The 21,552-nt window shown below is 43.0% G+C and carries 27 protein-coding genes; 21 read left to right on the top strand and 6 right to left on the bottom strand.

Going from position 1 to position 21,552, the window contains the following annotated elements; genetic code table 11:
- Positions 1-13 precede the first annotated feature (13 nt).
- The 3 genes from NUV69_02965 to NUV69_02955 all read left to right on the top strand — a co-directional run bounded on the left by NUV69_02965 (position 14) and on the right by NUV69_02955 (position 2,222).
- Entirely contained in the window at positions 14-445 is a 432-nt protein-coding gene (locus tag NUV69_02965; protein ID MCR4324623.1) for a hypothetical protein, read from the top strand.
- A gap of 164 nt (positions 446-609) precedes the next feature.
- Positions 610-1,464 (top strand): DnaJ domain-containing protein, encoded by an 855-nt coding sequence (locus NUV69_02960; GenBank protein MCR4324622.1) that lies wholly within the window; start codon positions 610-612, stop codon positions 1,462-1,464.
- Positions 1,465-1,583: 119 nt separating this feature from the next.
- On the top strand, positions 1,584-2,222 hold the full coding sequence (locus NUV69_02955) for a DUF3800 domain-containing protein (GenBank protein MCR4324621.1): 639 nt from the start codon (positions 1,584-1,586) through the stop codon (positions 2,220-2,222).
- Between the two features lie 76 nt (positions 2,223-2,298).
- On the opposite strand, the gene NUV69_02950 is transcribed toward NUV69_02955, so the two are convergent.
- Positions 2,299-2,493, bottom strand: a complete 195-nt coding sequence (locus NUV69_02950) for a DUF5678 domain-containing protein (protein ID MCR4324620.1) — start codon at positions 2,491-2,493, stop codon at positions 2,299-2,301.
- 273 nt (positions 2,494-2,766) lie between these two features.
- On the opposite strand from NUV69_02950, the gene NUV69_02945 reads away from it, so the two are divergent.
- The gene (locus NUV69_02945) at positions 2,767-2,934 is read left to right on the top strand and encodes a hypothetical protein (GenBank protein MCR4324619.1); all 168 of its coding nucleotides are present in this window, start codon (positions 2,767-2,769) and stop codon (positions 2,932-2,934) included.
- On the opposite strand, the gene NUV69_02940 is transcribed toward NUV69_02945, so the two are convergent.
- Complete coding sequence (locus NUV69_02940; protein MCR4324618.1) at positions 2,927-3,127, bottom strand: hypothetical protein; 201 nt, start codon at positions 3,125-3,127, stop codon at positions 2,927-2,929. The two genes, NUV69_02945 and NUV69_02940, sit on opposite strands and share 8 nt — an antisense overlap.
- 81 nt (positions 3,128-3,208) lie before the next feature.
- On the opposite strand from NUV69_02940, the gene NUV69_02935 reads away from it, so the two are divergent.
- From NUV69_02935 to NUV69_02925, 3 genes are read left to right on the top strand one after another with little or no spacing between them, the layout of a single operon-like run.
- On the top strand, positions 3,209-3,781 hold the full coding sequence (locus tag NUV69_02935; GenBank protein MCR4324617.1) for a hypothetical protein: 573 nt from the start codon (positions 3,209-3,211) through the stop codon (positions 3,779-3,781).
- On the top strand, positions 3,782-4,285 hold the full coding sequence (locus NUV69_02930) for a hypothetical protein (GenBank protein MCR4324616.1): 504 nt from the start codon (positions 3,782-3,784) through the stop codon (positions 4,283-4,285).
- 40 nt (positions 4,286-4,325) lie between these two features.
- Positions 4,326-4,487, top strand: a complete 162-nt coding sequence (locus NUV69_02925) for a hypothetical protein (GenBank protein ID MCR4324615.1) — start codon at positions 4,326-4,328, stop codon at positions 4,485-4,487.
- Here the strand turns inward: NUV69_02925 and NUV69_02920 are convergent.
- From NUV69_02920 to NUV69_02910, 3 genes are read right to left on the bottom strand one after another with little or no spacing between them, the layout of a single operon-like run.
- Positions 4,484-4,789: a hypothetical protein gene (locus NUV69_02920; GenBank protein ID MCR4324614.1), complete on the bottom strand. Its 306-nt coding sequence runs from the start codon at positions 4,787-4,789 to the stop codon at positions 4,484-4,486. The genes NUV69_02925 and NUV69_02920 overlap by 4 nt on opposite strands.
- Positions 4,790-4,836: 47 nt before the next feature.
- Entirely contained in the window at positions 4,837-5,445 is a 609-nt protein-coding gene (locus tag NUV69_02915) for a uracil-DNA glycosylase (GenBank protein ID MCR4324613.1), read from the bottom strand.
- A 49-nt stretch (positions 5,446-5,494) separates the two neighbouring features.
- Positions 5,495-5,653 (bottom strand): hypothetical protein, encoded by a 159-nt coding sequence (locus NUV69_02910; protein ID MCR4324612.1) that lies wholly within the window; start codon positions 5,651-5,653, stop codon positions 5,495-5,497.
- On the opposite strand from NUV69_02910, the gene NUV69_02905 reads away from it, so the two are divergent.
- The 12 genes from NUV69_02905 (at position 5,592) to NUV69_02850 (ending at position 18,345) form a co-directional block, all read left to right on the top strand.
- Positions 5,592-5,735 carry a DUF378 domain-containing protein gene (locus NUV69_02905; GenBank protein MCR4324611.1) on the top strand — a complete coding sequence of 48 codons (144 nt, stop codon included), beginning with the start codon at positions 5,592-5,594 and terminating at the stop codon, positions 5,733-5,735. The genes NUV69_02910 and NUV69_02905 overlap by 62 nt on opposite strands.
- A gap of 276 nt (positions 5,736-6,011) precedes the next feature.
- The gene (nusA, locus tag NUV69_02900; protein ID MCR4324610.1) at positions 6,012-7,373 is read left to right on the top strand and encodes a transcription termination factor NusA; all 1,362 of its coding nucleotides are present in this window, start codon (positions 6,012-6,014) and stop codon (positions 7,371-7,373) included.
- A gap of 34 nt (positions 7,374-7,407) precedes the next feature.
- The gene (gene infB / locus NUV69_02895) at positions 7,408-8,844 is read left to right on the top strand and encodes a translation initiation factor IF-2 (GenBank protein MCR4324609.1); all 1,437 of its coding nucleotides are present in this window, start codon (positions 7,408-7,410) and stop codon (positions 8,842-8,844) included.
- An 11-nt stretch (positions 8,845-8,855) separates the two neighbouring features.
- A complete protein-coding gene (locus tag NUV69_02890; GenBank protein MCR4324608.1) occupies positions 8,856-9,872 on the top strand; it encodes a hypothetical protein in 1,017 nt (338 codons plus the stop codon).
- Positions 9,873-9,914: 42 nt separating this feature from the next.
- A complete protein-coding gene (rpsO, locus tag NUV69_02885) occupies positions 9,915-10,181 on the top strand; it encodes a 30S ribosomal protein S15 (protein ID MCR4324607.1) in 267 nt (88 codons plus the stop codon).
- Between the two features lie 406 nt (positions 10,182-10,587).
- Entirely contained in the window at positions 10,588-12,780 is a 2,193-nt protein-coding gene (locus tag NUV69_02880) for a polyribonucleotide nucleotidyltransferase (protein MCR4324606.1), read from the top strand.
- Positions 12,781-12,783: 3 nt separating this feature from the next.
- A complete protein-coding gene (locus tag NUV69_02875; GenBank protein MCR4324605.1) occupies positions 12,784-13,755 on the top strand; it encodes a hypothetical protein in 972 nt (323 codons plus the stop codon).
- A 39-nt stretch (positions 13,756-13,794) separates the two neighbouring features.
- On the top strand, positions 13,795-14,838 hold the full coding sequence (locus NUV69_02870) for an AAA family ATPase (protein ID MCR4324604.1): 1,044 nt from the start codon (positions 13,795-13,797) through the stop codon (positions 14,836-14,838).
- 104 nt (positions 14,839-14,942) lie between these two features.
- Complete coding sequence (locus NUV69_02865; protein ID MCR4324603.1) at positions 14,943-17,039, top strand: FtsK/SpoIIIE domain-containing protein; 2,097 nt, start codon at positions 14,943-14,945, stop codon at positions 17,037-17,039.
- Positions 17,040-17,046: 7 nt separating this feature from the next.
- A complete protein-coding gene (locus NUV69_02860; protein ID MCR4324602.1) occupies positions 17,047-17,673 on the top strand; it encodes a helix-turn-helix domain-containing protein in 627 nt (208 codons plus the stop codon).
- Between the two features lie 59 nt (positions 17,674-17,732).
- Entirely contained in the window at positions 17,733-18,023 is a 291-nt protein-coding gene (locus NUV69_02855) for a hypothetical protein (protein ID MCR4324601.1), read from the top strand.
- The gene (locus tag NUV69_02850; protein MCR4324600.1) at positions 18,004-18,345 is read left to right on the top strand and encodes a YtxH domain-containing protein; all 342 of its coding nucleotides are present in this window, start codon (positions 18,004-18,006) and stop codon (positions 18,343-18,345) included. The genes NUV69_02855 and NUV69_02850 overlap by 20 nt, the downstream gene beginning before the upstream one ends.
- Positions 18,346-18,542: 197 nt before the next feature.
- Here NUV69_02850 and NUV69_02845 read toward each other — a convergent pair whose 3' ends face one another.
- The gene (locus NUV69_02845; protein MCR4324599.1) at positions 18,543-18,800 is read right to left on the bottom strand and encodes a hypothetical protein; all 258 of its coding nucleotides are present in this window, start codon (positions 18,798-18,800) and stop codon (positions 18,543-18,545) included.
- 52 nt (positions 18,801-18,852) lie between these two features.
- On the opposite strand from NUV69_02845, the gene NUV69_02840 reads away from it, so the two are divergent.
- On the top strand, positions 18,853-20,628 hold the full coding sequence (locus NUV69_02840; GenBank protein MCR4324598.1) for an alanine--tRNA ligase: 1,776 nt from the start codon (positions 18,853-18,855) through the stop codon (positions 20,626-20,628).
- Between the two features lie 100 nt (positions 20,629-20,728).
- Complete coding sequence (locus tag NUV69_02835; GenBank protein ID MCR4324597.1) at positions 20,729-21,448, top strand: hypothetical protein; 720 nt, start codon at positions 20,729-20,731, stop codon at positions 21,446-21,448.
- Positions 21,449-21,552 lie beyond the last annotated feature (104 nt).

The raw sequence follows: 21,552 nt of genomic DNA, 5'->3' as shown, positions 1-21,552 counted from the left end.
GAATTAGAAATTTATGCAAAGCTTAACAACCGAGATTTTCGTTCTTTGCGATTACGCGATGGTTTCTCGTGAACAAACACTTTCGATCCTTGGAATTTTTGACCAGTTCTTTGTAACCGATCTTCCAACTTCTTGGCCAAAAATGTTTTTGGTTGCTGTTCTCGTCGGCGACGCGGGCAAAGAATACGATATCTTACTCAAACTTACCCCACCACAAGAAACGGACCAATCTTTCCCAGACAAAGAACTAAAAGTAGCGCTTGGTCCAAACGGTCGCGCCAATCTGATTACAGAACTTGTCAATTTTCCACTCCCTCTCACGGGTACTTACAAAGTAGAAATACTGACAGAAGGTCAAAAAGTAGGGGGACTGGAATTTAAAGTCAATAAAACTACTCCAACCTACCAAGGACAAGATCTCCAAGGCAACAAAGTAGGCAACTAAAAGTTAAAGGTGAGATCCTTGTATTAAGGTCTCATCCTTGAACTTTTAAGATTTAAGGTAGGGCACCTCTTCGAGTCTGAGCTTGAAAGCTCATCCCTCAGAGTCGAATGACTTTCGATGACTCAAGGATGCCACCTTAAATCATACTTGTATAATATGAAGCTATGGCCAGTAAAGAAGACTACTATGAAATCCTTGGCGTCAATAAAAGCGCTAGTGCAGAAGAAATAAAAAAGGCATACCGCACCAAAGCGCGCAAGCATCACCCCGACGTCGACAAAACTTCAGGCGCCGAGGAAAAATTCAAACAAATTAACGAAGCGTACCAGGTACTTTCTGACCCGCAGAAGAAAAGCGCCTACGACCAATATGGCCATAGCGCCTTTGAACCGGGCGGCGGTTTCGGTGGTGCTGGGCAAGGACGGGGCGGTTACCAAACCTACAGCTGGAGCAATATGGGACAGGGCGATGGAGCAGGATTCGACTTCAGCGGATTTTCCGACCCATTTGATATTTTCGAAAGTATCTTCGGTGAAAGATCACCTTTTGGACGACAAGCACGGCTCCCCCGCTATTTAGTAAACGTCGACTTTATGGACGCGATTCATGGAGCGGAAAAAGAAATCGAAGTAAATGGCAAAAGACAAAAAATAAAAATCCCCCCCGGCGTTGACAACGGTTCCGAAATCCAATTCAAAGATTTTATTTTAGTAGTTCAAGTTGGTTCTCATCCTAAATTTCAAAGACGCGCAGCAGACGTTATCAGCGAAAAACAATTTTCGTTTACAGAACTCGCCCTTGGAACAGAAGCCAAAATAGAAACAGTCGACGGCAACGTTAAAATACGAGTTCCAGCAGGCACCCAACCCGGAACTCAAATCCGTCTTAAAGGTCAAGGAATTAAACGCGTCAGCGGCCCCGCCAAAGGCGACCACTACGTCATCGTCCGCCTCAAAGTCCCAACTAGATTATCCAAAGAGCAAAAAAGATTACTCGAGGAGTTAGATAATCTATCCTGAGCGAAGTTCTGCAATTTTGCAGAACGCAGTCGAAGGGAAAAAAGAACTCTTGGAAGAGTTAGAAAACTCCTAAAATCATTGATCATAAGTTAGGAAGAGACTAATACACAAGACTGATCATGGCTTATATATTCTTGGATGAATCAGGAGACTTGGGATTTAACTCGAAAAAGAAAAATTCAAAATTTTTCGTCATCACTGCTGTTTCAATCGAAGACAAAAAGCCTCTTGAAAAAGTAGTCAAGAAAGTGCATTCACAACTTAGGAAAAAAGTTAAAAAATTAAGCGGTGGCGTGCTCCACTCTTACAAAGAAAAACCCAGAACCCGATTAAGTCTTCTCAAACTCTTAAATAAAAAAGAGATCACAATAATGACTATTTATTTGAACAAAGAAAAAGTCTATACGAGGCTAAGGCAACAAAAACATGTTCTTTACAATTATGTTACCAATATTTTACTTGACAGAATCATGACCAAAAAGCTGGTTGATACCAATAAAAATGTAACTTTTATAGCAGCAAAAAGAGAAACAAATAAATTTCTTAATGAAAATTTTAAAGATTATATCGAGAAACAAACCATTGATAATCACAAAGTCAAAATAAGCGTTCAGATAAAATCTCCATCAGAAGAAAAATCTCTGCAGGCAACGGATTTTGTTAGTTGGGCTATTTTTAGAAAGTATGAAAAATTAGATGGTATTTATTATGATGTGATTAAGAAAAAAATAGTCGAGGAAAATGGTCTATTTAAATAAACAATGCCCCATGTGCTTTTATGAGGAACCATCCGGAACCCCACACATAGGGACTTACTTGCACTTATATTATACCCTATGTTTGCAACGTTAATGGCACGAGGTGTTTTGGCATTTCCACCAAAATTGGATTTTGGTGACCTTTCTTCTTTGCAGATTCAAGAGCCTTAACTGCAGTTTCGCCAGCAGCAATTACAGTTTTCTCATCGTCCTTAAGAGCAATCCATTTACCCCTATATTTTTTAAAAATTGTCGACCAGTCAATAGCCATAGGAATAAATTATACCTCAATCATACAACCATTCATGAAACAGTTGCCACTTCACTCAATAGTCTAATGCTATAATTTTCCAAAATGAAAAATGCCACAATTCTGTGGTCTAAAAATCTCAATTTCTCTCGTTATACTTCAAGATTTGAACCATGGTGGTCAATGGTCAACTTTGGACTAATTGTGGCAATAATAACTCACTCTCTCATCAACATAGTCTGGCTAAGTTTCAGACGACCACACTCTCAATTCTCCCGGTGATATAATTTTTGCGTGAGGGAAGCATTTGGGCAAATAATTACAGGAGTTTTAAAACTTGTTGGAATTATTGGCGTAACCGGAGCAATTGTAATTCTAATTATCTTTTCCGCGGTGCTAATATTTGTAATTATTTTCTACTGGGGAAGAAAAAACAAAACTAGTTCCCAAAAAATTATTTAGCTTGTGGATTTGCTGGAGGAACTGGTGCTTCTGGCTTTGGTCCTAGATGAAGAGCAGCTCGAGCTTTAGCAATAAATGCTCCCAGCCCAGAAGGTTCTTTAGGGGCTTCAGTGTTTTGAGCAGGAACCACAGGTTCCGCTACTGTTGGTTCTGGTGTTGCGACGCCTGGTGAGCTTTCTCCTGTTTCTGTCATTTCGAATTTAGTATAGCACACCTGCCCCCAATTCCAAGTTTGACAAGGAAATTATCCAAGGAGTATTATCCACACCAATAAATGCTTGAAAGAATTGGAGAATTCGTCAGAAGCTTCAAAAGCACAAGCAATCCGGAAGCGCCGCAAAGAAGCGATTTAATCAAAGCGGCAAAAAGCGTCTTTACTGTTTACCGTTTAGAATTTCATTTAAGAGATATCGAAGAATTAGATGAAGTTACAAACAACCATCGGTGGACAGAAACAGCCAAAAATAACCCAGTTTATTCAGAAAAAATCTTGGAATTACAACAAGCCTTAAAGAAAGCTCAAACTGCACAAGAAAACGCTCCCGAAGACTTGAGAAATCTTGTTCAGAATTATTTCCCTGGAACCAGATTTGCTTACGCTCCCCATCTCTTAATCGATATTCTCTGGGCAAGATCCACAAGTTCGGAAGGTCGACTTAACCGAAGGGTAGATAGAATTGTCGAATCAAGAACTATGTTCAATGAAATGGGAATCAGAAACAGTAATGAACTAAAGGATATAAAACCCGAAACAGTTATCGCGTACGTACTTACAGGGAGACTAAAACTTACTACTCAAACTGACCACTCGTACACCGACAATAATCGCAGTATACTTAATTTATAGATGCCCGTGGAAATAGGTGGCCAGATAGGCGTTCTCTTTAAAAAAGCAATAGGAAGGGAAGCTCGTAAAACTCCCGAAAACCCCGAACCGTTAGAGGCGGTAGCCCAGGACGTGCTGCATGCATACCAGGAAGGAACAGAAGAAAGTTGGCAAGCAGCCGCTCACAACCACCCCCAGTATTTTCCAAAAATCAGAGAGCTGCAACTAAAACTCGAGGATGGAGAAAATGCAAGAAGGCATTTTCCAGCCGAATTAAAACCTAAACTTACAACATTTTCCGTTGTTAAAAACCCGAAAACACAACAGCTTTTGGCAGACGTACTTATAGCAAGATGCGCGGGACCCGTAGGGCAAGTTGACGAGCAAGTGTTCAGCGTCGAAGAACCGCGCCAAATACTCGATACATTTCACATTGCTGACCCTCGTGAGCTGGCAAGGCTTGAACCCCGAGCAGTTGTGGAAAAAGTACTTTCAGGGCAACTGCCACTCACAGTCCAAACTTAATTTGACTTAGAATCAAACTAGTTCTATTCTTAAATTAGATATGGCAGACGAACAAACAACAACCCCAGAGAAAAAAGGCTACGGGAAAAGGCCTCTTTGGCAATGGGTTGTTATTTATTTAATAATCGGGGGTCTTGTTTACGCAGCAGTTTACTATTTCTTCCTCTCCGGTTCCGGAGCACCTAGCATTCCAGGCTACTAAGTTTCTACTGATTTGTCGTGTTCATGCCTATAAATTAAAATTGCTCCTGCTGTACCTGCAAACGCCGCTACTCCTACGCCAATCAATATTACCTTCCCGTGAGATGAAGTCCTGGCAATAATATCTTTACCTTTTTCTTTCGCGTGATCTAAAATGCCAGGCTGACCGTCCAAGTAATTTTGGGCGTCTTGCTTCAAGTTGTCCACATGTGAAACATCATCCCTAGATTGAACCAAAATTTCTCCAGGCACCAGCGCGTGCAGTACAGGAAGAGTTTGACTTGTTTTTCGTTCAGCGCTCATAAACTAGAATTATATAGAAAAGAGAGGCAGTATTACTAGAAGTGGATTTACCCTTTCTTCCCGAACTTAGCAATAACCTTAAAATCTTCGACTAAAACTTTTTTGGAACCACCGCTGTAAAGCGCGACTGCCGGGTGGTAAAGAGGAATAATTTTAGCTTTGCCCCACGGAACTTTCACATCGATCACTTTTCCGTGTAGTTGAGTGATTGTCTGCGTTGCTTCCGGCAAACCAAACTTTTCCAAAATATATTTGGTTGAAAACCTACCCAAAGCCGCGATAACTTTAGGCTTAAGCACCTCAAGCTGTCGATACAAAAAGGGCGAATAAAGCTCAATTTCAGCAGGCAGTGGATCACGATTATTTGGTGGCCTGTCCTTTACGACATTCGAAATATAAACGTCCTGTCTATCCAAGCCGATCCCCTCAAGCAACTCATCCAGGATTCTGCCCGCCGGACCACAAAACGGCCTCCCGGTCAAAGCCTCTTTTTCTCCCGGTGCTTCTCCGATAAAAACAATATCAGCATTATGATTTCCTTCTCCCAAAACCGGAAAATAATGATTTTTGACCCTATATTCATAAAGGGGAGATTCCTTTAAATCAAGGATATCGTCCCTGATCTTCTTCATCATCTCTGTGTTAGTCTTCGTCACGCCTAATATTGTAAAGCATCATTGACTAAATTTTTCGACTCTCATAAACTTAAGTTGTCCTCATCCCTTTAATAGAGGAGGTGATTTTAATGAACTCGACAAAACTCGTAAATATGGTTGCCTTCGTTCTTACGGTTGTAGGTGGTGTGAACTGGGGTTTAGTTGGACTTTTGGACATAAACCTAGTTGAAACAGTATTAGGTGCCATGCCTTCATTAGTAAGAATTGTTTACATATTAGTTGGTGTATCAGCGGTATACGTTGGTGTTACCATGATGCCTAAAAAGTAAACGAAAACCGTAATTATTTTGAGCGAGAAAACCCTGGCTTTTAAGCCCAGGGATGAAAGCTGAATCTAGCGAAGAAAAAAATACCCCGGACTAAAGTCCGGGGAAGTTTATTTAATTCTTTTTAAACAAGAATTGTTCTTGGAGAGTCATTTGTTGACTCTCCTTTTTCATTTTGCTATCATTCGCATAGCATTTTAAAGCTGAGGAAAGAGTTTTAGGCGCACTTAGCGCCTTTTTTTGAATTCATGACTAAACTATCAACGATCAACAACTAAAATGGCTATTCAAGCACGAACAGAATTTGCAAGCGCACTAAATCAGGTTTGCTCCGAACGCGGAGTAGAACCTGAAGTGGTTATCGATTCAATAAAACAGGCGATTTTAGCAGCCTACCGCAAAGACTACAGTGACCCCGAAGGAATAGACGTCGAACTCGACTCAAATACGGGTGAAGTTGCCCTAAAAAAAGGCAAAAAAGACGTAACCCCCGCCGGTTTTGGAAGAATTGCCGCCCAAACGGCAAAACAAGTTATCCTGCAGCGAATAAGAGAAGCAGAAAAAAACGCCATTATGGAGGAATATTCGGCAAAAATCGACACAGTCGTTTCCGGAATAATTCAGAGAATTTCTGGCCCGATTATTACCGTAAATCTTGGCAAAGCCGAAGGGATTATGCCTCCACCCGAACAATCTCATAGCGAACACTATTTGGTAAACCAAAGGCTAAAGTTCTACGTAGTTGGCATAAAAGAAGGCCCACGAGGCGAAGAAATAATTGTTTCCAGAAGCGCTCCAGGTCTACTGGCTGCTCTTTTTAAGCAGGAAGTTCCCGAAATTTCTTCCGCCAGCGTCGAAATTAAAGCAATCGCCAGAGAAGGCGGATCTAGGTCTAAAATCGCAGTCGCATCAAGCCAAATGGGTGTCGATCCAGTTGGTTCTTGCGTAGGCCAAAAAGGCGTCAGGGTCCAAGCTGTTATGAACGAGTTAGGCGACGAAAAAATAGATATCATCGCGTATCAAGAGGACCCTGCAGAATTTATTAAAGCCGCTCTTTCACCCGCAAAAGAGCTTCAGGTAACCGTAAATGAAGAAGAAAAGACCGCAGTAGTTACAGCACCAGACGATCAATTGTCTTTGGCAATCGGAAGAGAAGGCCAAAACGTAAGACTAGCCGCGAAGTTGACCGGTTACAAAATAGACATTCAAGGTAAAAGTGGTTCGCCGCGAGAGGTAGAAGCAAAAGAAAAGGCAGCTCAAGAAGAAGCGAAAAAAGCTTTGGGGGTAACTGAGCCAAAAAAGCCAAAAGAGGCAGAAAAGTCAATGGACCAAAGGGAAACAAAAGCACCCAAAGAAGCAGGGACAGAAGAAACTACAAGCGCGGCCGCAGAACCAGCAGCTCAACCGGCACCTCCAGGCGACGATAAAGCTCAGCCAGAACCAAAAACATCAGATGAATCAGAAACCTCGGAAGATTCAGAGAATCAGAAAACCAGCGGATCAGATAAATCAGCAAAATCAGAGAGCGAGACTGCCGATGAGTCGGACAATACAGAGAAGTCTGACAAATCTGACATTCCGACAAACGGAAACACTGAGTCACAAGACCCAGATGAAGACGACGGCCAAAAGCCTGCTTAAATGAAAGCATTGCCGGGAACGCTAACAATTAAAAATGCAAAAAGACAACACATCATTAACAAGACCGCCGATCGTGACCATTATGGGTCACGTCGATCACGGTAAAACTACCCTTCTTGACGCAATCAGAAAAACAAACGTCGTTGCACGCGAGCACGGCGGAATCACGCAGCACATCGGCGCCTACAAAATAGAATTTGAAGGCAAGCCCATTACTTTTATCGATACGCCTGGCCACGCAGCATTCGAGAAAATGCGCTCCCGTGGAGCCCTCGCTGCCGACATTGTCGTTTTGACAGTTGCCGCAAACGATGGCGTTAAACCTCAAACAGTTGAGGCTATAAAGCATATAAAAAGTGCAGATAAACCCATTATCGTCGCAATTACTAAAGTCGACCTCCCAAACGTTAATGTAGAAAAAGCCAAAAAAGAACTGCAAACACAAGAAGTAACAGTAGAGGGTTACGGTGGAGACGTTCCGGTCGTCGAAGTCGCAGCCCCAAAAGCTCAAGGCATTAACGAACTTCTCGAACTTATCCTTTTGGTTTGGGATCTTAACCCGCAGCCATTCCTGCCATCAGAGCCTCTTGAAGCCTTCGTCGTTGAGTCATTCATGGATAAAAGAAGGGGACCAATTGTAACTGTGATTGTAAACCGCGGCACGCTAAAAATTGGGCAAAAAATTATTGTTGATTCTGACACAATTACCGTCAAAGCGCTTGTTGATGACGGAGGCAAAAATCTAAAAGAGGCACTTCCCGGCGACCCCGTCGAGATACTCGGCTTTAAAAAGACTCTCGAAGTCGGCAGTATTGTAAAAGACCAAATCGTAGCTGCAATTCAAGAAGAATTATCTCCAGTTTCATTTGCTGACATAATCGCCAAAGCCCAAGATGCAAAGAGCAAATTTAAACTGATTATTAAAGCTGACGTTAGGGGAAGCTTGGAAGCAATTTTAGAAAATCTCCCCAAAACCATCCTTGTTCTTTCGTCCGCGACCGGAGACGTAAGCGAAAAAGATATTGATTTTGCTAAAACTGCAGGCGCGCCGATAATTACTTTTAATATTAAAACTCCAAGTTCTGTAATTTCTAAAGCTGAACGGGACGGCGTTTTAATTAAAAGCTACGATGTCATATATAAGCTTTTGGAAGATATGGAGGGCGTAGCCGAAGGGTTCGAACAGGCCAAAGTTCAGTCTAAAGTAGTAGGCAGGGGAACAATAATTGCGAGTTTTGTAATCGAAGGTAAGAAAATCGCCGGCACAAAAGTCACAAAAGGGAAGTTCACCGTCGGTGACCAAGTCGCTCTAATGCGAAACGAAAATCAGGTAGCAACGGCAAAAATCGCAACTATTAAAAAGTTCAAAAAAGATTTCCCTTCTGTTCTTGCCGGCCAGGAATGTGGAATCGCATTTTCAGGCGAACTTGACTTTCAAGAGGGTGATACATTAGAATCTTTCGGCCCATAGTACAAAATAGCATGGATCCGAACCTGAAAAATAAAGTACTGGAAGACATAACCGAAGCCCAAAATATTTTAATCGCCGTTTCCCCTAATCTTGGGTTTGACGGCCTTGCGGCCGGACTCGGACTTTATCTTTCTCTTGCTAAACTCGGCAAAAAAGCCCAAATTGCGGCTAAAGACCCCTCGGTAGGCGATGCTCAACGACTCTATGGAGTCGACAAAGTAGGCAAAAAAGGAAGCACAAAAACGCCTGTGATCGTAGTAGAGGATGCTGTTGACACTGTAGAGCGAGTTTCTTACTCCCTCGAGGGAACCAGGCTCAAAATCGTAGTTCACCCACTTCCCGGATCAAAACCCATAACCGAAGAGCAAGTTTCCCTTGAATACACTAGTTCTCCTGCTGATTTAGTCTTCGCGATAGGCTTTAACAGCTCTCAAGAGTTGAGAGAAAAAGTTACTCGTGAACAACAAATTGACTCAGAAGCCACAATAATTAATGTCAGCAATAAAGAAGTGAGCCAAAAATTTGCTCAAGTTGATTTTGTCAGTCCAGTTTCCTCGGGCGTTAGCGAAGTGACCGCAAAAATGGCCCAGGAACTCTCCCTCCCCGTAGACGAAGATATAGCCTTTAATTTTTACTCCGGCATTCAAGACTCTACCAACAATTTCTCACCCAACCTCGCTTCTCCACTCACATTCGACGCGGCTTCGTGGCTAATTAAATTTGGCGCGGGTAAAGCCAGCCTTGCACAAACTGCTGCAAAACCTCAAATTCCGGAAAGGCAAATCCGGACAGAGCAAAGACAACAGCATCAAATTCCACAGCAGCCCAGACTACAACCAGACCCCAGATTCCAGCGCCCACCTCAGTTTCCCAGGCCGCAAAACACGATGCAGTACCCGACAACAGGCAGCAATAAATCTATAGAAGAAGTAGAAGGGGAGCCTCAAGGCTCGAGGGATCCCAACGAATGGCTTAAGCCCCCAAAGATCTACCGAGGTTCAAAATCTTTCGGCGAAAACAAAGAATAAGTTTGACCATTTCAGGCTCATAAGATATACTTACAATCCAATATGGCATCGGCAACTGCAAAAAAATCAGTAATAGACAAATTTGCAACTCATGCAGGAGACACAGGCTCTCCAGAGGTTCAAGTCGCGCTTTTAACCCAGCGTATACAAAACGTCAGTGACCACCTTAAATCTCACGGCCACGACGACCACTCAAGGCGAGGCTTGCTTTCCATGATCAACAAACGCAGACGACTCCTTCATTACTTAACCCGCAAAGCCCCAGACAGATATAAAGATATTATTGGTAAATTGGGATTATCCAAGTAAAAAGGAAATATCCTTGCTCCCCCTTAATACTGATCCTTGGCACTTGTTTTTGAAAAGGTCTCATCCTTGTTAAGGTGAGACCTTAAACGTAAGGATCCCACCCTTCTAGGAATCAAGGAAAGACCTTGATCAGTCAGCTTGTCTACCTAATACAAACCGGGTTGTACAAGTTTTTAACACAAACCCTAAAAACATCATAAATTTCGCAATTGCAAAATTTATGATGGCCATTCATCTTCCCCAACTCACACAGCCCTCAACCCTTGCAAAATAAGTGACTATAAGATATAATTACCTTGGAATTAAAAGAAATAGGGCTGTTGGAAGTTGAGTACTTCGAATCAATAAATTGATTCTCAGTATCCGATTTCTAACTCCCCTCTTCTTGTTTCATTCCTTTTAGTAAATGGCAAAAGTTGTACGTAAAGAATTAGAATTAGCAGGCAAAAAACTCGTTCTCGAAACTGGAGAGCTGGCAGGCCACGCCAATGGTTCAGTTCTCGCTCAATACGGCGACACCGTCGTTTTGGCAACCGCTGTTTCTCAAAAATCCTCCGTCGATCTCGGATATTTCCCTCTGGCCGTTGATTACGAAGAAAAACTCTACGCGGGTGGAAAGATTCACAGTTCACGCTTCATCAAGCGCGAAGGCAGACCTTCTGAAGAAGCAATTTTGACTTCCCGCCTTATCGACAGATCAATAAGACCGCTTTTCCCCAATGACTATAATCAAGAAGTTCAGGTGATAGTTACCGTCCTTTCAATTGACCAAGAAAACGACCCCGACGTTCTTTCTCTAATTGCGGCCTCCGCAGCACTTTCAATCTCTGACATTCCTTGGAACGGTCCAATAGGTGCAATCCGTGTTGGCCAAAAAGATAACGATTACTTTTCAAACCCAACAGAAGAAGAGAAGAAGTTCTCCGATCTAGATCTCGTGCTTGTCTCGAGAAACGATGAAGTGGTCATGATCGAAGCCGGCGGAAACCAAGTTGCTGAAGACAAAATGGCCGGTGCCATAAAATACGGCGTCGAAGCAGGCCGCGAAGTAATTAAATTGATCGAAGACTTAGTAAAAGAAGTAGGGAAACCCAAGCAGGAATACGAAGCCAAAACGCTTGAAGAAACCTTGCTGAAGCAAGTCAGGGACGCGATCGAAAAAAACATTATCAAAGACTTAGAAAAACCTGGTGTCGCCCAAGACGAGCGCTGGTTCGGCGAAGCCCTCGATAAGCTTAAAGAAGAATTCTTAAAAGAAGACGCGCCGATTGAAGGTTTGTCTCAAAAGGTACTTGCCAACATCCTTGACGGGGCCGTTGCCGATTTTCTCAGGAACCAGGTTCTTACAAAGAAAATCCGTATTGACGGTAGAAAACCAGACGAACTGCGAAAAATTACAGCCAAAGTTGGAGTTCTTCCCAGAACTCATGGATCCGGTCTTTTTCAAAGAGGAGAAACCCAAGTCCTTTCAATAGTCACACTGGGTTCGCCGTCTCTCGAACAACTTATAGACGGCATGAACAAAGAAGAGAGAAAAAGATATATGCACCACTACAATTTTCCGCCATTTTCTGTCGGAGAAGTCAGAAGACTAATGGGCCCGGGCAGAAGAGAAATTGGCCACGGAGCACTTGCGGAAAAAGCTTTGGTTCCAACTTTACCATCCCCGGACGAATTCCCTTACACCATAAGAATAGTTTCCGAGGTCCTTTCCTCAGCAGGGTCGACCTCGATGGCAGCAGCCAGTGGGTCAACTCTCGGCCTTATGGACGCAGGCGTTCCTATTAAAGAATCGGTCACGGGTATTTCAATCGGCCTAATAACGGACAAAGCCGATAAATCAAAGTACGTTCTTCTTACCGACATCGCCTACCAAGAAGATTCTCAAGGCGACATGGACTTTAAAGTAGCCGGTACCAAAAACGGCGTCACCGCAATCCAGATGGACATTAAACTCGACGGCGTTCACCCAGATGTTCTTGCCGAAGCGCTCCAAAAAGCAAAAACAGCCAGAGGCGCAATATTGGAAATCATGAACGCCGCAATTCCAAAATCAAGAGAAAAGGTTTCGCAGTATGCTCCGACCGTTATTTTGGTCAAAATCGATCCTTCCAAAATCGGGGAAGTTATCGGCTCGGGTGGCAGAATAATAAACAAAATAATCGACACGACCGGCGCATCGGTTGATATCGAAGACGACGGAACAGTCTCAATAAGCTCAATAGACGCGGAAGCCGCACAAAAAGCAGCCGAATGGGTGGAAGGTATTGTCAAAGAACCTCAACCGGGCGAAATTTTTGAAGGGCCAGTTAAGCGAATTCTTCCTTTTGGCGCAATGGTCGAAATGCTGCCGGGCAAAGAAGGACTGGTTCACATTTCAAAACTTGCCCCTCACAGAGTAGAAAAAGTAGAAGACGTAGTCAAAGTTGGGGATATTGTTAAAGTAAGAGTTGCCGAAATAGACGATATGGGACGTGTTAACCTTTCGATGAATTTGGAAGGAGACCCAGACCGCGGTCCGAGTAGAGACAGCAGGGGTCCAAGGCCAGGAGGCGACAGACGAGGCCCAAGCAGAGACAGACGACCCAAAAGATTTTAAAAAATGAAAAAATACCCAAAATTAGTTTTGGGCATCCTTCTTGTAACAGGTATTGTCATCCTATCATTATTTCTTGTTAAACCCAAAACAACAAGTAAGGCTTACTTAAATTCTGAAAAAAATAAATTTTCTCTTGCCTTTGATATCAAAAATCAAGACAAGGACGAAGCTCAAAAACTTCTAGAAAAGCTTAACCTCCCAGCAAACACAACAGACGGTATCCAGTTTGAACTCGACAGCGCAACCTCTACCAAACTTGCTTTCACTTCACCTCTTACAATTAACTTAAGTTTCCTAAATAACCGTCTTAGCTTTTCAACAGAAAACCAACAATTCAAAGGTAAGCACTTCATCCCTCCTAAAAATGTAAAAATTCCACAAAACACAAACATCGCAATTTTTGCGGAAAATTTTAACGGTATCGTTTCTAAAAATTTTAAACTCCAACAAAATCTTGAAGATTGGCTGAATGCCAATTTTAAAAGCGAAAGTGGTCAGTTTTTCATAGCCTTCGGCGAAAACAGAAATTTTGTAATTGCCCAAAAATCACAAACATCGATAGACTTTTCGACCCTCGCAGGTATAGTCTCAGAAACAGAACAACAAGAGTTGTACAAGACAGAATCAGACAATGAAGTAAACTATCACCTCCTCAAGTTACCTGGTGACAACAAAGAAGCTACCCTGGTGCTTTTTGAAGCAGAAGACCTTACCTTTTTAACATCGTCCCTAGACACAGCAAAAGAGATAACAAAAATGTACAAAGAGGGAGAAAGTTCAAAGGGTTTCCTGGAGGGTGAATTTGAACCTATTTCGACCGCGATTCTTATTTCAAATAGCAAAGATTCAAACAGTGACAGCATCGAGCTCGTGACAAGTAGCGCGTCTAAAATAAAACCATTTATTTCAAAAATTAAAGAAGCAAGGATAATAATTTCCCAAAATAGACTATCCGGATCTTTGGAAACTCTCTAGTGACTGGAATCTATCCTCGATTACTAAGATAATGTAACTATGCCTGCCCAGTACGACGATATTAAACTTCTTGAGGACAAACTTTCAAAAAGTAACGTCCCCCAAGATCTCAAAATAAAAGCGCGAGCGCTTATAGACAGGCTAACAAGGCTTGCAAGCGCAGAAAGTTATTCCCAGGAATACGATTCTGCGGCAAGATATTTAGACTGGATAGTCTCTCTTCCTTGGACGAACGCCACTCCAGATAATCTTTCTTTAGAAAATGCAAAACGTGTTTTGGATCAAAACCATTACGGCCTAGAGAATATAAAAGAGCGCCTCTTGGAATTCATTTCGATTGAAAATCTCAAGTCAAAAGAAGGCGCAACATCAACAAAGGCTCCGGCCCTACTTCTTCTCGGTTTAGTTGGTACGGGTAAAACAACCATGGCATATTCAATTGCCAGTGCCTTAGGAAGACAAATAGGCAGAATCCCGATGGGTGGTATGGGCGACGCACTTCAACTACGAGGAAGAGCACGCTCGCATCCAGATGCCGAACCCGGACAAATAGTTAAAGTTTTAAGAAGAGTAAACTCTAAAAATCCTGTCATTCTGCTTGACGAAATCGACAGGGTAACCGACGAAGCAAAAGCAGATATTATGGGAGTTTTAGTAGAACTTCTCGACCCAGAGCAAAACAGTAATTTTCTCGACCACTACATCGACCACCCAGTCGATCTTTCACAAGTATTTTTTATAACAACTGCAAATAACACAGCCGGTATTGCAACTGCAGTTTTGGATAGACTTGAAGTAGTCGAAATGCCGTCGTACACAGATGAACAAAAAATAATAATCGGCAAAAACTACTTACTTCCAAGAGCAATCCAAGCGTCCGGTCTTAAAAATACCGAAATTGTTTTTGATGAAGGAGTTTGGTCGCATATCGTAAGACCCCTTGGTTACGATGCTGGTATGAGAACACTAGATCGAACAATAAATGGTATCTGCAGAAAAGTCGCAAAGTCGAAACTGGAAGGGAAAACCACCTCAGTTCAACTGACCCAAGAAAATGTTAAAGAGTACTTGCCGACCTACTAAAGACCTTACGCGCGCAGTTCTGCATTGCAGAACGAGCACCACAGGATACACGAAGTGTATCCTATAGTAGACAAGCCATCAAAATTTAAGTATAATAGAAGATAATGCCAAGAAGATACAGAAGAAGATCCAAACAGCCGCCCTTGGCTCTAGAAAAGAAAACGATCACAAACATAATTGGATTTTCGCTTCTTGCTTCTTCTGTCTTAATCTTTATCTCTTTTTTTACAAGCGCAGGAACTCTACTCGATGTCAAAAATTCACTTTACAGAATATTTGGTGTTGGTATCGTTCTAATTCCTGTCCTTCTTACCGTATTCAGTCTTCCGCTCCTTGCAATTGGTGGCCGCTTCGCGAAACTAAACGTACTTTTAGGTTTAAGCGGAGTTTTTCTTTCCCTTCTTGGATTAGTTGCCATCGCTTCCGAAGAATCAGCCGGTGTCGCCGGAACTTCTATCTGGGTAGTTTTTAAATCACTTATCACTGCGCCAGGCGCGTTTTTTGTTCTTTTATTTGCAACTTTAATTTCACTTATTATTACTTTTAACACCAGCGTCGATAAGGCAATCGCAACGATCGTTGCGATTTTTAGCAAAATCCGAAATGTCCTAAAGGCAATAAAATCGACCGTCTTTAGATCAAAAGGTGGTTTTGTGACACGAGGCCCTGACGACTCTTATAGACCAAGAGGCGTTCCAAAAAGAGACGACGTCCAAATGGGCTTAACGGAAAGTATCGTCGTTAATTCTCCCGGAGAAACGAGAATCTGGCAATATCCTCCTCTTTCCCTGCTTTCAACACCAAAAGAATCTTCTGCCAACCGCGGCAATCTTAAACAAAATGCCCAAACTATCGAAAAAACCCTCGAAAGTTTTGGGATTTCCGCAGAAGTAACCGAAGTTAATTTGGGCCCGACCATTACTCAATACGCAATGAAAATCCCGATGGGAACGAAGCTTTCCAAAATTTTAACTTTACAAAACGACCTCGCGCTCGCGCTTGCAACGTCAACCGGAAACGTACGAATAGAAGCACCAATTCCCGGAAAATCATTAGTCGGTATCGAAATACCAAACATTTCACCCGAAGTTGTTTCCCTAAAAGCTGTTCTGTCTTCCGACGAGATGAGAAGCAACAGATCCAAAACTGCAATAGGTTTGGGTCTGGATGTTTCCGGCAACCCACAAGTTGCAGACATTGCTAAAATGCCCCATCTTTTAATTGCAGGAACAACTGGATCCGGTAAATCTGTTCTTATGAACGCTCTGATTGCAACGATTCTATTTCGTGCAAGCCCGCAGGAAGTAAAATTAATTCTTGTTGATCCTAAACGAGTCGAGCTTTCGGAATACAACGATATCCCGCACCTTCTGACCCCAGTAATTGTCGAACCGGACAAAATTCTCTCTGCCCTTAAATGGGCCATGCAAGAAATGGACAGACGCTACAAGTTATTCCGCGAAGCTCAAGTAAGAAATATCGCAGGGTACAACGAACTGTCAGGCTTTCAAGCCCTTCCTTATATAGTGATCATAATAGATGAGCTTCACAACCTGATGGAATTTGCCCCTGTCGAGGTCGAAGACGCGATCGTCAGATTGGCCGCGATGGCAAGAGCAACAGGAATTCATCTTGTCGTCGCCACCCAAAGACCTTCCGTCGACGTCATAACAGGGCTTATCAAAGCAAACATTCCAGCAAGAATCGCATTCAACGTTTCTTCGATGATCGACTCGCGCGTTGTTATCGACCAGCCAGGAGCCGAAAAACTTTTAGGCAAAGGTGACATGTTGTACGTTCCTCCAGACGCTTCCAAGCCGCAGAGAATTCAAGGCGTTTACGTTTCAGACAGCGAAATAAGAAATTTAATCGATTTCCTAAAGAGTTCCGGCTTTGCTCCAGAGTACACTGAAGAAGTTACCCAAATGCCAATCGGCCAAAGGGGTGGTGCCAGAGACACAGGCGAACAGGATGAACTATTCGAAGAAGCAGTCAGAACCGTTTGCCAGTACGACCGCGCATCCGCGTCTCTGCTGCAAAGAAGACTTCGAGTGGGTTATGCAAGAGCGGCAAGATTAATTGATGAACTCGAATCAGCGGGTATAATTGGACCCGGAGAAGGCTCCAAGCCGCGCGACGTTTTAGTTAAAAACGCAGAAGAATATCTCCAATCACAACAAGAACCTCCGCAGGAATCGTAATTTTGAAATGAGAACGTTAGGCGAACTTTTAAGAACAACCCGCGAGCAAAAACGTCTATCACAAGAAGAAATAGCATCAAAGCTACTACTTAAAAAGGAATTTATAGAAGCACTGGAAGAAGGAAGATGGGAATCCCTACCGGAGCCGGCATACGTTAGGGGATTTATTAGAAGCTACGCCGACATGCTTGGGCTCGACGACAAGCATTTACTGGCTCTTTATCGTGCCGAATATGACGAAAAAAAATACCCGACCAAAAAAATTCTTCCCACCAAAAGAAAAAGATTTATGTTTACACCCGAAAAAATCTTGCCAGGACTTTTTGCGATGTTGGCCATCGCTTTTATTGCCTATCTCCTTATACAGTACACTTCCTTTCTTTCGACACCAAAGCTTGAAATAACATCTCCTCAAGACGACATAACAACCACTGCATCGGTTATTGAGGTTGCGGGCAAAACCCAAACAGAAGCAACAGTCTCTATTGAAGGCGAAATAATCCCCGTGGATCCAGAAGGCAAATTCTCAACCCAAATTAAGCTTGAAGAGGGGAGAAACACAATAGAAATTGTCGCCTCTCGCCGCCTCTCCCCAAAGGCTAAAGTTACAAGGATTGTCCGCTTGGCCAGATAAATGCGCTGATTGACAAAGGAAACCGATTTAAAGTATACCTTTAGAACAAATCTGCCTATATGGACATAACTCAAACAATTCTCCTAACTGTGATAGTTGTTCTTGCCGTTTTTCTTGCAGCTCTTGGATTCCAAGTATTTTTCGTGCTGAAAGACATGAGAAAAACTCTCTGGCGCATGAACAGACTTTTCGACGACGCCGACGATCTTGTTTCGCAAGTTAAAAAACCGATAGATTCTGCAGGCAACTTTTTTACTGCACTAACTGCAGGTGCTGGCATTGCCCACATCTTAAATAAACCAAAAGGAAAAAAATCACCATCAAAAAAGAATGAGCAACAGCAACAGTAACCCTTCCAATTTGATACTTGGGGTAGCCATTGGTGCGGCCCTAACTTATTTGTTTACAAACGAAAATGGTAAAAAAATACGCGATCAGCTTTTGGAAGAAGGAAAGAAAATCCTAGAACAAATCCAGGAAAACGCCGACCAAGCTCAAGAAGCAATAGAGCAGACAACAGAAAAAATAGAGTCTCAGCTTTCACAGGTATCTGAGGAAGTTGAAGATCAAATAGAAGAACTCAGGGAAATTACACCTGCCCACATCGAAAACCTCCAGAAAAAAGGCCGCCGCTTTTTCCACCGCTCTCCTCAACATGCCCACGAATCCTAACTCTTCCCAGACTTTTTAATCATCGAGAAGGTCTCGGAGTAAGTGGTACCTGCTTTCCATGTTCTAAAATTCCATGGGATTGATCTTCGATCTGCGCTAGTATTTGATCAAAAGTACCTCTAAAAGTATCAGCAGTTACTGGTGTTTCCAGGACTCGGTCTTCAGCTTCTGATAAGTATCTGACTAAATTATTCTCGTCATCCTGCCAGACGGCTCCCCAAACTTTTAACCGGGGGTTTATCTGCCATGTCTAAAAGCATTCTCACAGAATGCCCAACTTTCCCTTCGTACCACGTGTATGACCTCGAAGGTAAGCCAAATTCCCCGCTACGCAAATTTCCACCATGCTGATTTATGTGATCGTTTATAATGCCATCAACCCCAGGGCAATGATTTGACCAATTACGTCTTGCAACTCGCTGAACATCTAAATCTGACGGTCTCTCTCTTGTCATTTCTCTATATAATTTCTCGGCTATGAGGATCGTCTGATATATAATTAGACTGATGAAATCAGCAGAACTAAGACAAAATTTCCTTAAGTTTTTTGAAGAAAAAGGGCACACAATAATCCCGTCAGCATCACTCGTTCCAAAAGAAGACGTGGAGCTTGCTGGTACTCAGCGTGTTATGTTCACTACAGCCGGAATGCATCCGCTCATTCCTTATTTATTAGGCCAACCTCACCCGGGAGGAAAACGATTGGTTAACGTCCAAAAATGTCTGCGCACAGATGACATAGATGAAGTAGGGGACACAACCCACAACACATTTTTCGAGATGCTTGGCAACTGGTCACTTGGTGATTACTGGAAGGAAGAAGCAATTTCCTGGTCCTACGATTTTTTAATTAATCATCTAAAACTCGACGCCAAAAGAATCTACGTCTCTGTCTTTGCCGGCGATGAAGATGCTCCGTTTGACCAAGAATCTTATGACATTTGGATCAGTCTCGGCATGAGTGAAGGTCATATCTTTAAATTCCCTAAGAAAAATAATTGGTGGGGACCAGTTGGTCCAACGGGCCCATGTGGTCCGGATACCGAAATGTTTTACGACGTAGTCGGCGGTCCTTTAAACGGCCAAGACCCCGACCGCGACGGAGAACGGTTTGTCGAAATCTGGAACGATGTTTTCATGGAATACGATAAGCAAGCAGACGGAACCTACAAACCACTTGCCCAAAGAAACGTCGATACCGGTATGGGCCTCGAACGAATTCTTGCCATCCTAAATAAAGCTCCTTCCGTTTTTGAAACGGACGTATTTCTTCCTTTAATGAAGCAAATAGAGGAGTTATCAGAAGCATTTAATCCTAAATCAGCCCGCATCGTCGCTGATCATATGCGCTCGGCAATTTTCCTAATCTCAGACGGAGTAACGCCAAGTAATGTTGATAGGGGATACATACCACGAAGACTTATAAGACGCGCAATTCGTCACGCTTCACTTCTTAAAATAAAAGAAGATTTTTTGGGAAGACTCGTTAAAACCACAATTGACATTTACGGCGATTTTTACCCCAAACTTCAAGAATTCCAGGAGTCGATAGTAGGGGAACTTCAAAAAGAAGAGCAAAAATTCAAAAAAGCGCTAGAAAGCGGTATAAGAGAATTTGAAAAAATCCAAGGCGACATCTCTGGCAAAGTTGCTTTCGACCTTTACCAAAACTTCGGCTTTCCAATCGAACTTACAATGGAACTTGCAGCCGACGCTGAAAAAGAAGTCGATGTGCCCGGTTTTGAAAAAGAGCTCAAATCTCACCAGGAACTTTCAAGAAAAGCCGGAGAAAAAACTAAAGGAGGCCTTACAACACAATCCGACCAAGCCGCCAAACTTCATACCGCAACCCACCTTCTCCATCAAGCACTCCGAGATGTTTTGGGCACGCATGCTCATCAAACCGGTTCGCATATAACAGACGAAAGATTAAGGTTCGATTTTACTCACGACGCAAAAATGACCGACGAACAAATAAAAGAAGTCGAGACAATCGTCAACGATAAAATCCAGCAAAACCTGACTGTCCACAAAGAAGTTATGCCCAAAGCAGCTGCTGATGAACTTGGTGCAATCGGCTTATTTGATGAAAAGTACGGCGATTTGGTAAATATATATTACATGGGCAATTCCGACAAAGTAGAAGAAGCATACTCTAAGGAATTTTGCGGAGGACCCCACGCGGAAAGCACGGGAAAGCTCAAATATTTTAAAATAATAAAAGAAGAATCCACGGGTTCTGGAGTCAGAAGAATCTATGCTACAATATCTGATAATAACTAAAATCAATTTTGAATCTGGCTTTTGCTAGTTCAAAATTGACCTTTTAAGAAAAGAGGAATATTAAGGAGAAAACCGTAGGTTGTCTCCTTAAAGTAACTTTATGGACCCTGCCCAGAGAGACGATAACCAAAATCCAAATCCCGCACCGGCTGACCCTCAGCCCGCACCACCAATTGAACCAGGCTCACCCCCACCTACAGGTCCAAGCCCAATAGAACCTGGGCAATTTGCCCAAGCATCGGCAGATACTCTATCAAATGACGTTTTCAAACAACCACCGTCGCCTGAACCTCCTTTTTCTACACCTCCAATTGATCCACCTCCGTCCATGGAAACAGCGCCTCAAGCTCCACCACCGCCACCGATGCCGGAAGTCTCAACTGCTCCAGCAGATCCAATTCCGGCCCCACTGCCGGAAGAATCAATTATGCCTAGCGGCCTTAATCTTGCAACAGACGCCCCTCCACCTCAAGGCCCTGGCACTGCCTTCCCGCCACCAGAACCCACGCCTCCCGCGGGACCAGACCCAACCCCATTTACAGACCCAAACCCGCAACTTCCAACTGCAGAACACCAGATGCCAGAGGGCGGAGGAAGCAAAATGAGAATCGTGACCATTGCCTTAGTTGTTATTGCAATTCTGGCTCTTATCCTTGGAGCTGTCTGGTTCTTTGTTTTAAGAAGTGACGGTACACCAAATGCAAATCAAGATGCAGAAGTGCAGTTACCTACGCCTCAACCAGTAAGAACAACAGGCGGTTTTTCTGATCTTCCTGTAGCAACCGGAGGAGCTTCCGAATCAACAGGCTCAGCTCAATAAACTTCTCCAGCATTTATACTTCTGGAGAAGTATGTAGCCGTTTGACATCAGACCTGCGATTTTTAAATCGCAGTTTTCTGTCAATCCGTTATAACAGTACTTAA

It is taken from the genome of Candidatus Curtissbacteria bacterium, assembly GCA_024654445.1.
In the GTDB taxonomy this organism is placed as follows: Bacteria; Patescibacteriota; Microgenomatia; order Curtissbacterales; family GWA2-41-24; genus JANLHP01.
The sequence above is the reverse complement of the archived record's forward strand: the minus strand, read 5'-3'. Positions and strand labels throughout refer to the sequence as shown.

Coding starts and splice junctions, on each gene's coding strand:
- NUV69_02965 (MCR4324623.1), top strand. CDS start 14: ATGCAAAGCTTAACAACCGAGATTTTCGTTCTTTGCGATTACGCGATG.
- NUV69_02960 (MCR4324622.1), top strand. CDS start 610: ATGGCCAGTAAAGAAGACTACTATGAAATCCTTGGCGTCAATAAAAGC.
- NUV69_02955 (MCR4324621.1), top strand. CDS start 1,584: ATGGCTTATATATTCTTGGATGAATCAGGAGACTTGGGATTTAACTCG.
- NUV69_02950 (MCR4324620.1), bottom strand. CDS start 2,493: ATGGCTATTGACTGGTCGACAATTTTTAAAAAATATAGGGGTAAATGG.
- NUV69_02940 (MCR4324618.1), bottom strand. CDS start 3,127: ATGACAGAAACAGGAGAAAGCTCACCAGGCGTCGCAACACCAGAACCA.
- NUV69_02935 (MCR4324617.1), top strand. CDS start 3,209: ATGCTTGAAAGAATTGGAGAATTCGTCAGAAGCTTCAAAAGCACAAGC.
- NUV69_02930 (MCR4324616.1), top strand. CDS start 3,782: ATGCCCGTGGAAATAGGTGGCCAGATAGGCGTTCTCTTTAAAAAAGCA.
- NUV69_02925 (MCR4324615.1), top strand. CDS start 4,326: ATGGCAGACGAACAAACAACAACCCCAGAGAAAAAAGGCTACGGGAAA.
- NUV69_02920 (MCR4324614.1), bottom strand. CDS start 4,789: ATGAGCGCTGAACGAAAAACAAGTCAAACTCTTCCTGTACTGCACGCG.
- NUV69_02910 (MCR4324612.1), bottom strand. CDS start 5,653: ATGGCACCTAATACTGTTTCAACTAGGTTTATGTCCAAAAGTCCAACT.
- nusA (MCR4324610.1), top strand. CDS start 6,012: ATGGCTATTCAAGCACGAACAGAATTTGCAAGCGCACTAAATCAGGTT.
- infB (MCR4324609.1), top strand. CDS start 7,408: ATGCAAAAAGACAACACATCATTAACAAGACCGCCGATCGTGACCATT.
- NUV69_02890 (MCR4324608.1), top strand. CDS start 8,856: ATGGATCCGAACCTGAAAAATAAAGTACTGGAAGACATAACCGAAGCC.
- rpsO (MCR4324607.1), top strand. CDS start 9,915: ATGGCATCGGCAACTGCAAAAAAATCAGTAATAGACAAATTTGCAACT.
- NUV69_02880 (MCR4324606.1), top strand. CDS start 10,588: ATGGCAAAAGTTGTACGTAAAGAATTAGAATTAGCAGGCAAAAAACTC.
- NUV69_02875 (MCR4324605.1), top strand. CDS start 12,784: ATGAAAAAATACCCAAAATTAGTTTTGGGCATCCTTCTTGTAACAGGT.
- NUV69_02870 (MCR4324604.1), top strand. CDS start 13,795: ATGCCTGCCCAGTACGACGATATTAAACTTCTTGAGGACAAACTTTCA.
- NUV69_02865 (MCR4324603.1), top strand. CDS start 14,943: ATGCCAAGAAGATACAGAAGAAGATCCAAACAGCCGCCCTTGGCTCTA.
- NUV69_02860 (MCR4324602.1), top strand. CDS start 17,047: ATGAGAACGTTAGGCGAACTTTTAAGAACAACCCGCGAGCAAAAACGT.
- NUV69_02855 (MCR4324601.1), top strand. CDS start 17,733: ATGGACATAACTCAAACAATTCTCCTAACTGTGATAGTTGTTCTTGCC.
- NUV69_02850 (MCR4324600.1), top strand. CDS start 18,004: ATGAGCAACAGCAACAGTAACCCTTCCAATTTGATACTTGGGGTAGCC.
- NUV69_02845 (MCR4324599.1), bottom strand. CDS start 18,800: ATGACAAGAGAGAGACCGTCAGATTTAGATGTTCAGCGAGTTGCAAGA.
- NUV69_02840 (MCR4324598.1), top strand. CDS start 18,853: ATGAAATCAGCAGAACTAAGACAAAATTTCCTTAAGTTTTTTGAAGAA.
- NUV69_02835 (MCR4324597.1), top strand. CDS start 20,729: ATGGACCCTGCCCAGAGAGACGATAACCAAAATCCAAATCCCGCACCG.